Here is a 7,420-nt window from a genome sequence, read left to right on the forward strand (position 1 = left end):
GGGAATAATCCGATAAATCCTAGGGAATAGGGAATAGGGAATAGGGAACAGGCTGACTGCCGGACACAAGTGCCTCAAAGCCTGATTATGCCTAGGTGATGGGATGCAGGTTTTGAGCGGACGGTCCGAGACAACTGGTAGAAAAGAGCGATTGACCTTTGGTCACCCTACGGGAAGGTTGGCTATAGAGGATCAGACATGGTGCGATCGCTATCCTAAACCTTAACCATGATATCGGTCATCAGTCATCAGTCCTTACTCATCAGTCATTTCTCACAGAAAGCTACCATTAACATAGTTATCATGAAATTACAATGTAGCTGAGGTTTATTATGTCAGAAACAATGGCACTCACTCCAGAAAATGTTGAAACAGTCCTGGATGAGATGCGTCCTTACCTGATGGCTGACGGTGGGAATGTGGAGCTAGTTGAGTTAGATGGTCCGACTGTTAAATTAAGACTTCAGGGAGCCTGCGGGTCTTGCCCTAGCTCTACCATGACCCTGAGAATGGGGATTGAGCGCCGCTTAAAGGAATTTATCCCTGAAATCCTTGAAGTGGAGCAAGTAATCTAAGCTGAATACTCAGTTAATGAGTGGGGAGTGCTGAGTGTTCAGCCGATTATAGCTGTTCTCATCTTGGATCGGAGAAAGTAGGGGCACGATCAGATCGTGTTCCTACAAAACAACTGTCTTCTAAACCATTGCTAATGGCTATAGCACTTACATTTTAGTTGTTAACATAATCCCTGAGGGAAAAGCTTCCAGGCAAAAGGCAAGAGGCCAAATAAATATAATAAAGTATATAGGGATTTTGGGTAATTTCAAAAAACTGTAACTATTTTTTACAATGAATTGTCAAATCTGATCAGATGTCTTAATAATGACTAACTAATAAAATAATTAAATAATTAAATTAATAAACCAATAAATTATCCCAGAGAAGAGAGTGAAAGCCTTTTACCAGTACTAAGCCATTCTGTGAAGGTTGGAGCCGATAATGGAGGACTGAAGCAATAACCCTGAATTTCATCACACTTATGACCACACAGGAACGCCAGTTGGCTAGCTGTCTCCACCCCTTCCGCTACCACCTTCAAGTTGAGACTGTGAGCCATTTGCAAAATCGCAGTCGTAATGGCTTCGTTTTTTACATCCTCTGTAAGTTGGCAAACGAAAGAACGGTCAATTTTTAACACATCAAAGGGAAATAGTCTCAGATAGCTCAGAGAACAGTAACCGGTTCCAAAATCATCAATCGAGATCTGAATACCAAAGGACTTTAACTCTTTTAAGGTAGCGATCGCATGGTTGGGATTGTCCATGAGGGTACTTTCGGTTAATTCCAATTGCAAATATCTCGGGTCAAGTTCGGTTTCTTCAAGAATTGCTAGGATTGAGTTACTGAGATTGGGTTGATTAAACTGATGTCCCGATAAATTTACAGCGATTTGTACTGGGGACAACCCTTGAGTTTGCCAGAGTTTGGCTTGGGTACAGGCTTTTCGCAGTACCCACTCTCCTAGAGGCACAATCAAACCAGTTTTCTCAGCTAGGGGAATGAATTTAGCTGGAGAGATTGCTCCCAATGCTCGATGATGCCAACGGATTAAGGCTTCTGCTCCCTCGATTTCTCCAGTTCTCAGATTTACTTTGGGCTGATAGTAAACTTGAAGTTCATCCTTTGGCAATGCTTGGCGCAATTGTAATTCTAGCCATAGGGCTTGTTGGGATTTGTCACCAATCGAAGCAATATAAAATTCGTAAGCCTTCTGTCCTTTTTGTCCAGCATTTTCTCTGGCTCCGTTGGCATGGGTGATCAGGGTATTTAGATCAAGAGCATCCCTACCAAAGCAGGCGATGCCGATTCTAGGGGTCAGGACAATCTCATATTCTCCTATAGTAAAGGGTAAGGATAAAGCATCGATCAGTGTTTCCGCCATTTGCCCTATCTCTGTCTGGTTAATTGTAGTAGCTAGCAAGATCACAAATTGATCTATCCCTAACTGAGCCACTGTATCCAAAGGTCCAACCCTACCAAGAAGTCGTTTGGCCACGGCCTGAAGTAACAAATCACCACTAACAGGGCCTAGGGTATTGTTGATCTGGTTGAGTTGGTCAAAGCTTAAAGACAGCACTGGCAGACGACGATAACGTCCCTGTCGTTGGAGCAGTAGTTGATTAAATCGCTCTTCTAGCAAGAGTCGGTTCGGCAAGTTAGTAACCTGGTCATAACGGAGTAGGTAGTTCAGTTGAGCTTGGACTTTTTTCAGTTCAAGATGATGGCGCTTGGTTTGATAAAGTCGTTTTTGTAGTCGAGTAGCGATCGCATCTAGCAATTCTTCGCGCTTAACAGGCTTGATCAGATAATCATCAGCCCCTAACCTCATCACCATACGCCAATCCGACCAGTCAGCTTTGGAGCTGAGGAAAATAAAGGGAATCGCAGCAGTGACGGGATCTTCCTGTAGAGTCTTTAAAACACCATAACCATCTAGCTGAGGTATGATTATATCACAAATAATTAAATCTGGCTGCTGGTTTTGAGCAAGCTTGACCCCACTGTTACCGTTGTCACTACTAATCGTCTCGAACCCTTCTGCTCTGAGCAGCGTGAGTAGCTTCTTCCGAATTATTGGCTCGTCTTCAATTACTAGAATCTTATTCATAGTTCTTTGGACTTAAATCAAGTGTAGTGGACATAGAAGGTGATCTTGAACAAGGTTTTGCGAAGGAACAGGGTAAAGATCTAACCAGGGATTTCAATACTGCAAGGGATCCCCCACAGTCGGATCACAGTAGCGAAACCCGATTTCCTTGGTGTAGCTGAATTTCGGTACGGGTGTCGGCTACTAACTCAGTAGTATTGGGAGGTATGTGACCTAGACTTGGTATCAGTATAGCGGTTTTTAATCTAGTAAGGTACAAGTTTTTGGGTTTTAGGGAGCAGGGACTTCGGAAGAGGGAGGGTGCATCTCATATTTGTAAAAAAGATCTCAAGTGTGGGGCCCGGGCGCGGGGCGGGGGCGCGGGGAGTGTGGGAATTTTCTCCCGAATTTTTGCCTAATTGCAAAACTGAGATGCACCCAAGAGGGAAGAGGAACCCACCCCTAACCCCTCCCAGGAGGGGAAGAGGGAAGAGGAACCCACCCCTAACCCCTCCCAGGAGGGGAAGAGGGAAGAGGGAAAAAAATATGTGTACCTCATGAGGATCAAAAGCGCTATGCTGAGGTCAGCAGATACTTCATCATTGTTTTCTGTTGGTAGTTGCTTTCAAATATTAACTGAGTATCTTGGTATCTTAATTCCCTGTGAAATTTTATTTCTTAAAATCAAAAAAAAACCATGCTTGATTTTGATTAATTAGGGTAAATATAGCAGTCGCCAGGGCAGTTATGACATGACAAAAGTCTCAAACCTAAGTAAGCGCAAGAGTTTGACTTCTGGCTTCTGACTTCTGACTTCTGACTTCTGACTTCTGACTTCTGACTTCTGCTATATAATTCCACATTTGTATAAGAGATTACACGTTTAATATTATTCACCAAACCTTCACATTATTACGATTAAATTATTTGATCCTAATTTAATCGTAATAATTATCGTTACCATGGCATTTATTCCACCCTTTTTAAAAAGTAAATATTCTCAGTACCTTATGTCAATAAACATCTCTATACAATTTGTTAAAGCACTTGTAATTAGTTTAATAAAATTCGATTATTATTAATCAGCCGTCAAAATTTATGAGCTATCCATCCGGTTTTTTTTATCAAAACCTATTTTTGTAATAATTGGACTGTAATTTAGCGTAATTTTGCTGAATTGGGTATATAAATAAGATAATAGTCATTCAAATGGCACATTTAAATTGATACTTTTTGATGTAAAGGTTGATTAATAAGCTTTAACACTGAGCAGAGATCCATCATGATTGCCCCGCACCCAAGTTCGGGACGCGGTCAACCGTTAACCCTCAGTCAACCCTCAACATCACCCTGTAACTTTTCCTGTGCCAATTAATTAGATGGTTAACAACTTACTAAGCTTACAAGCGGGTTTATAAACGAGTTGTAAACACCCAGAAGCCCAAAAGTTATTGTATTGCCGGTCTCTTGTCCGCCTGCTCGTTCACCACCTATTTATTATTGCTATATAATTATTTAATTTTAAGTAATTTTTATCCCAATAACTCATAGAGTTAATCATTATAATTTTCCTCACATCTAAAACACTATATCAGTTATTAATTAATCTATTGTCCCCGAAGCGGGGGATTAGCGCATCAACCGTATGACTAAATAAGTATGAGCATAATCACTTAATTTAGCTTAGATAGGTTATAGTTATTTTACTTATGCCCTTCGATCTAGCTAACATCACCGACATTGACCCTGAAGTCATACCTATAAGTCATACCTATCTGCTGCTGTAACCCCCTTTGCCTAGCTAGTTATAGCAATGACTCCAGTACTATAACCTGCTACTAGAAAAAAAAAGCAACTAAAGGAAATATTTAGTACTTATGGCTGATAGTTTACGACCTATTACGTATTTTTACATATGGACTTCAAAGTGACTACTATAGAAAATCCGTTAAATCTCCAATGCCTAAAGCACCTTAGGTGAGTTTTCCTAGATATGGAAGGCTAGCCTAGCTTGATAACAAGCTACTAGTTAACAACCAGGGTCAGTATCATCCTAGACCCCGGGAGTATTTATATATCTTTGTGTTCTCAATTAGGGAAAATCCTCCATGGCTCAACGAAAGTCAATCAAGCTTCGTCGTAGATACTTACGACCATTAGTCAGTGCTTCCCTCATTCTCGGTAGTTTGTTTCAGCTGGCAGTACCTGTATTTGCGGATGGAACTACTGCTGGTGTACAGATTATTAACCAGTCGGAAGCTACCTATGAAGACCCCAACAATCCAGAGGTTGAAATCAACGCGACCTCAAACACTGTGATCGTTAAGGTGGCTGAAGTTGCTGGTTTGCTGGTTCAACCTGATGGTGTTAATGACGTCAACCTAGGTAGTATTGCTACTGGTGATATCCTGCAATTTGACTTCGTGATTACCAACATTGGTAACGAAGAAACCAATATTGTTATCCCTGGTCTTGATAACATCGCCATCACTGGTTTAGATCCCGATCCTGCTGCTCCTACTCCTATTACAGTGACAGCTGACTTGGATGGGGATGGCACTTTCGAGACAACTATTCCAGGAACTGGTTTGACTACACCCGATCCCATTCCTGCTGATCAGAGCATTAAGGTACGGGTTGAAGGTACGGTGATTGTAGATGAAGCAGGAGCTCCGATTAATGTCCAGTTAGGTGATACCGAACCTAACGACAACAGTCCTGCTACTGATAACCAGCCGGATGCTGATGATGGTTCCAATCCTAACGAGGTTCGTACCCAAGATGCTGATCCTACCGAAGCTCCGGTCAATGGTGAGCGTGAGGGTTCTGCGTTCCAAGAGGTCTTACTCTCTACGGAGATTAAGGAACTAGCAACCATCACTGTTCTCAAGCGAATCATAGGTCCAAATAATATTGAGCTAGTTGATAAGGGTGATAACCCTGAAGATGCTAGCGATGACAAAATTACCTATCGCTTAGACTTCCGGGTTGAGTCCTCTAACCCAGCGATTAATTTCCAAGCTGCAGATCTCGAAGGAACTAGCATTACCCTTGATGGTGCGCCAGTCCAGCGTGTCTTGGTCTCTGATGTCATTCCCGAAGGTACAGTATTTGACCCTGACGCAACGGCTAATCCACCAGCAGGCTGGACAGTGGTCTACTCTGATGATGACCCAGCGGTGACTGGTCGTGACGCCCTGAGCGTAGACTGGTCTATTACCCCGCCAGCTGCTAGTGAGGTTAAGCGCATTGGTTTCATTTTTGACGGTCATATTGATGCAGGAACCTCCACTGAAGGTGATGGCAATGGCTTCACTTTTGGTGTGATTACCAGTGGCTTACCCACTGCTGGTGGTGAAGTCGCTAACATTGCTCAGGCATTTGGTGAAACTGTCGGTGACCCAACGGATGAAGTGGTCTACGATGAATCCGGTGACCAAAATCCCAACAACTACAATGATGATGGTACACCACCCGATGAGACAGGTACCGACTTCAACCCAGCTACAGACCTTGGTATTGCCAATCCCAGTGCTGATGGTGTTGATGAAGACAATAACAATACAGGTGAAGGACCTAAGGGTGAAGACACTGTAGTTACCATTACTGCAGAGATTGAGACTAAGAGTCAAATCCTCAATGGTCCGGAGGATCGACCCAACGCCATTGGTCCAACCAATGACAATGATGACTTCACTAACCAGTCCACAACTATTCCAGCTGGATTAGCTCAGGGTCAGCCCATTCCAGATCCAGGTGAGGTCATCTTCAACAATACTGTTGAGAACCCCAATACTACTAATTTGGATAACGTAACCTTGTTGCCAATTGCCCCTTCACTGGGTACTGCGGCGACTAATGACCCTCAAGTTAATCCTCAATTCACCACTCCAGTAGAGTTTGGACCAAATAACCAGATTCCTGATGGTACTACGGTCAGGATCAGGTACACCCCAGATACAGGTACGCCTCTTGAGGCGACCTACACCTACACTGAAGATGGTGGTTTTACCACTACTGATCCAGCGGTTAATGTTGGTACTCTCACACCAGGTCAGCAATTGGATTACGAGGTAATTGTTGACTTACCTGCTAATACGCCTCAAGTTCAAGGTTACGGGATTCCGATTGTTTCCTTCGTGGACAACAACCCGAACGGAGACTTTGATGTCACTCAGGAAACCGTCTTCAACATCACTGTTGACCGGGTCTACACTGGCTACATGCAGATGGTGAAAGAAGCTCGAATTCTCGATACTGATGGTGTAACAGTGATTGAGGAATTCACCACCGGAACTCCCACAGGTGATCCTGAGGAGGGTGGCCTCACTGAACGAGCTAAGCCTGGTCAGTTTATCGAGTACCGAATCACCTACACCAATATCTCTGAACCACTAGTGGGTGCTGGTAACGTAATTTTGGATGCTAACAACTTCACCATTACTGAGGATGGCGAACAAGCTCCTAACAACTGGGTTACTGTCACCACTCACGAGCAGGGAACTGAGCCATCTCAGGGTACTGTGGAGTACTTTAATAAAACCTTATCCTTTGGAAATAGTGACCCAGCTAGCGGTGAAGAGGTAACTAAGTACGTCAATGAGGTTGGTACTGTTGCTCCTGGGGACAATGGTTCCTTTGTCTTCCGTCGTAAGGTTGACTAATCCTTGATGCTCTGAAGTAGGAAGTATAGCGCTACGCGCAAGGCAAGAGGAATCCCCCCTAACTCATAAGGGTAGGTTTTTAACAAAGACGTGAGCTGTGGGGTGTGGG

At 43.4% G+C, this 7,420-nt stretch carries 4 protein-coding genes; 3 read left to right on the top strand and 1 reads right to left on the bottom strand.

The window, feature by feature from the left end; translation table 11 throughout:
* The first annotated feature begins 103 nt into the window (after positions 1-103).
* The gene (locus F6K37_RS27650) at positions 104-226 is read left to right on the top strand and encodes a hypothetical protein (RefSeq protein WP_287253614.1); all 123 of its coding nucleotides are present in this window, start codon (positions 104-106) and stop codon (positions 224-226) included.
* A 106-nt stretch (positions 227-332) separates the two neighbouring features.
* Positions 333-575 carry a NifU family protein gene (locus F6K37_RS27655; RefSeq protein WP_008182435.1) on the top strand — a complete coding sequence of 81 codons (243 nt, stop codon included), beginning with the start codon at positions 333-335 and terminating at the stop codon, positions 573-575.
* 356 nt (positions 576-931) lie between these two features.
* Here the strand turns inward: F6K37_RS27655 and F6K37_RS27660 are convergent, their stop codons facing one another.
* Positions 932-2,668 carry an EAL domain-containing response regulator gene (locus F6K37_RS27660; RefSeq protein WP_008182437.1) on the bottom strand — a complete coding sequence of 579 codons (1,737 nt, stop codon included), beginning with the start codon at positions 2,666-2,668 and terminating at the stop codon, positions 932-934.
* A gap of 2,087 nt (positions 2,669-4,755) precedes the next feature.
* Here F6K37_RS27660 and F6K37_RS27665 point away from each other — a divergent pair.
* Positions 4,756-7,311, top strand: coding sequence for a DUF7925 domain-containing protein (locus tag F6K37_RS27665; RefSeq protein WP_008182442.1), 2,556 nt, complete (start codon positions 4,756-4,758; stop codon positions 7,309-7,311).
* The last annotated feature ends 109 nt before the right edge of the window (positions 7,312-7,420 follow it).

It is taken from the genome of Moorena sp. SIO4E2 (genome assembly GCF_010671945.1).
Taxonomy (GTDB): Bacteria; Cyanobacteriota; Cyanobacteriia; order Cyanobacteriales; family Coleofasciculaceae; genus Moorena; species Moorena producens.

Bases quoted from the DNA above. Each gene is read 5' to 3' on its own strand.
- F6K37_RS27650 (WP_287253614.1), top strand. From the start codon at position 104: ATGCAGGTTTTGAGCGGACGGTCCGAGACAACTGGTAGAAAAGAGCGA.
- F6K37_RS27655 (WP_008182435.1), top strand. From the start codon at position 333: ATGTCAGAAACAATGGCACTCACTCCAGAAAATGTTGAAACAGTCCTG.
- F6K37_RS27660 (WP_008182437.1), bottom strand. From the start codon at position 2,668: ATGAATAAGATTCTAGTAATTGAAGACGAGCCAATAATTCGGAAGAAG.
- F6K37_RS27665 (WP_008182442.1), top strand. From the start codon at position 4,756: ATGGCTCAACGAAAGTCAATCAAGCTTCGTCGTAGATACTTACGACCA.